At 39.4% G+C, this 3,175-nt stretch carries 3 protein-coding genes; 2 read left to right on the forward strand and 1 reads right to left on the reverse strand.

Going from position 1 to position 3,175, the window contains the following annotated elements; genetic code table 11:
• Positions 1-83 precede the first annotated feature (83 nt).
• Entirely contained in the window at positions 84-1,994 is a 1,911-nt protein-coding gene (locus WMO25_RS16545; RefSeq protein ID WP_349086257.1) for a serine/threonine-protein kinase, read from the forward strand.
• A gap of 278 nt (positions 1,995-2,272) precedes the next feature.
• Here the strand turns inward: WMO25_RS16545 and WMO25_RS16550 are convergent, their stop codons facing one another.
• Positions 2,273-2,593, reverse strand: a complete 321-nt coding sequence (locus WMO25_RS16550; protein WP_349086258.1) for a helix-turn-helix domain-containing protein — start codon at positions 2,591-2,593, stop codon at positions 2,273-2,275.
• A gap of 165 nt (positions 2,594-2,758) precedes the next feature.
• Between WMO25_RS16550 and WMO25_RS16555 the strand changes: the two genes are divergently transcribed.
• The gene (locus tag WMO25_RS16555; RefSeq protein ID WP_349086259.1) at positions 2,759-3,148 is read left to right on the forward strand and encodes a hypothetical protein; all 390 of its coding nucleotides are present in this window, start codon (positions 2,759-2,761) and stop codon (positions 3,146-3,148) included.
• Positions 3,149-3,175: the final 27 nt, after the last annotated feature.

Consider the following 3,175-nt stretch of genomic DNA (forward strand, 5'->3'; position numbering starts at 1 on the left):
GTGGCTTATTCACTGAGATATGAAAGGTTGAAAAACCTTGAATTTTCAATAAAAAACACTTGATTATATGAGGAGGTGATTTCATGGCACAAACAAATTTAATTGGGAAAAATATTTTGGGCTATACTGTCAGCGAAAAACTCGGTTCAGGTGCATTTGGTACGGTCTATAAAGTCATCAAAACAAATGCTGCTGGTCAGTATGTTCGTGCGCTAAAACACATCACAATTCCAACTGAAAAACAATACTATTCTGTACTGAACTCCATGGGCGGTGATGTTTCCAAGGCAGACAGCTATTTCTCCCAAATGCTTAAGAATATTGTTTCGGAAATCAGAATCCTGAATGATCTCTCCGAGAAAGGTGTGCAACACATCGTCAGATATTACGAGAACGATATTCTTGTTACTGACTCACCGAGACGATATGATATTTTTATCCTAATGGAATATCTGACTCCCCTTGAAGATTTTATCCAAGGTACAGATTTTCTTGTCCGTGATGTCGTTAAACTTGGGTTGGACGTATTGAATGGACTCCAATCATGTCACAACAACGGTGTAATTCATCGAGATATAAAAGACGATAATATTTTCGTATCTGATAAGGGTGAGTATAAGATTGGCGACTTTGGCGTTTCAAAAGTTTTGAAGGATAGTTCCAAAGCCGAATCCCTAAAAGGTACACCAAATTTTCTCGCTCCAGAGGTATATCTTGGGAAAGAAGGTTACACAAAGTCTGTTGATCTATATTCCCTCGGTATTGTGCTTTACAGACTTCTAAACTACAGCAGAAATCCTTTCCTTCCTCGTTTCCCTGAACAATATTTTGCCCAGGATGAAGATGCCGCCTTTGAGGAAAGAATGAGTGGAAAAACACCTGATCTGCCTGCTCTTGGTGGAGAAGAAATTGGACGTGTTATTGTAAAAGCAATCTCCAGTAGCTCCGAAAGATTCCAAACCGCCGATGAATTTATGGACGCTTTGGAATTGGCAATCGACAACACACCTTCTGAGATATTCAATGAAAAAATCAATTTTGGTATATCTTCTTGCACAAAACCGATTGATGAGCCAAGTGCAAAAGAATATGGTTCTACATTAGGTGAAACTGCTCCGCTATCTGGTTCAGAAGAACATATTGAAGATGAACGAAACAACTCCATTAACAAGCACTTGTTTGAAAGCATTGGTGAAGTTCCTCCTACAGATATTCCGGAAGTTGAACCTGTTGTAAGACCGGAACAAAAATATGAACACGAAAATGTAGCAGACACTGCTCCACCTAAATCTAATGGACGGGTCGTGAACTTTGTTCCACCTACTGTAAGTGAACCGGACGAGCCTGTTGCTTTAGATAAAAAGGTGATGAACAAATTTGTGTTCGTCATTCCAGTAATTATCCTTTTAGTTGGAGTAATCGCATACTTTATCGTGATTCCTAACATCTATGGAAGGGTCGTATCGTTCGTTGATTGGCTTTTCACTGATCCTCAGAATATCATAGATACAATACGTGATCCAAATGCTGTTTTACCTCAGGTCAATAGCATCATTGGTATAAGGATTTTCTGGTGGGTATGGTTGGCAGGACTGATTACTTCTCTATTCTTTGTCGGGAAACAACTCCAAGCAAAACCTGAGCCAAATGCGGCCAATGCCATTCTTACAAAGAAAGAACCGTATCTGATGATTCAGGATGTAACTGATGCTCTCAAACAGTTGAAAGCTCGCAGGAACAGCAAACAACTCGATTCACTGATATATTCAGTAAAGAAACTAGAAGAAAAGTTGTCCGTTGAAAGCGACTTCGGATACGGAAAGAGTTCTGTAATTAACTGCGAGAATAATATTGCCAGACAGATTCAATTTCTCTTAGATACTGCTCCTTGTATTGAAAATGGCGATTTTGAAGAAAACCTAAAGGCAATGAATACAGCTGTGATGAATATAAATTCTCTGTTGCGCAGACGTATTGAGCTAAAGAAAAAGTAAAATACAGTGAGGAAAAACAAATTGGCAAGCAGTGTAAACCTGTACAGGTTCACTCATTTTTGAAATTTCTCTCGTTGGTCAAAATTCAAAAATTGCTTGTTGGGGCAACATCCCCAATCCCCTTTGAACATCATCTAAAGATGATGGCTACACGTTCTTACAGAACGCTAATAATAATGAGAAAGACCATCGGTTCGTCCGTTCCGGTGGTCTTTCTTATAGAAAACGAACCTGGACGGCAACGGCTGTCCAGGTCATAATCAGTTTATAGCAGTCTCCTACTTTACTATCCAATCAAGAAAAGTATCTACTTTTTTAAGATCGCTGTCATCCAGCTTCCGCATTTTCTCACAAAGCTGATGATACAGAGAATCCGTACTCTCCAGTGGCGCAAAGAACTCCGCTGGTGTCATTTCAAAATAACTGATGATGTTGAAAAGCTCTCTGAGAGATGGCAAGGCCGCTCCGCTGGTGATACCACGAACGTAAGAGCCGCTCTTGTCTAAATCTAAACTCATTCGATGCTCAGAAATGTTTTTATTCATTCGCAGCTCAGTGATGCGATTACGAATGAATACATCGTACTGCGTGTCGGCCATTCCTGTCCCTCCTTCCCATAATTATTGTAGTATGAACAGGAAGGTTTCGTTGGTAACGATAAAATGAATTTTTGCTTTATTAACGCCTGGATTGGTGATAAAATTACTAATATGAAAGTCTTGTTAGTTGTATCACTATGAATTATTTCCAGGAGAATGGATTCCATGCAAATTTTCACTGTCAGTTTTTTCGGACATAGGCAAATTGATAATTGCTTTGAAATCGAGCTACTTCTCGAAAAGCTCATTCGTGAATTGATGCTATCTAAAGAATACGTTGAATTTCTGGTCGGGCGGGATGGAGATTTCGACCAGCTTGTATCTTCAACAGTCCTTAAATGCAAGCGAACAGTTCGTGACGATAACAGTTCATTAATCTGGATTATGCCCTATCTCATAGCAGAGTATAGAAATAATGAGGAAGCCTACAACAATTATTATGACGAGGTAGAAATATGCAGTGATATCTTTGAGATAAATGTGTCAACCAATATTGACAATATCAATGGGAAGTCACTAAGGAACAGACTGCTTATCTGTATCATAGGATTCTAACCTCTGCCGGGTACTCCGCCAGCTCCG

It is taken from the genome of Coprococcus intestinihominis, from assembly GCF_040096555.1.
Lineage (GTDB): Bacteria > Bacillota > Clostridia > Lachnospirales > Lachnospiraceae > Coprococcus_A > Coprococcus_A intestinihominis.

What these genes read in the sequence shown, in the direction of transcription:
- WMO25_RS16545 (WP_349086257.1), top strand. Translation starts at nt 84, where the DNA reads ATGGCACAAACAAATTTAATTGGGAAAAATATTTTGGGCTATACTGTC.
- WMO25_RS16555 (WP_349086259.1), top strand. Translation starts at nt 2,759, where the DNA reads ATGCAAATTTTCACTGTCAGTTTTTTCGGACATAGGCAAATTGATAAT.
- WMO25_RS16550 (WP_349086258.1), bottom strand. Translation starts at nt 2,593, where the DNA reads ATGGCCGACACGCAGTACGATGTATTCATTCGTAATCGCATCACTGAG.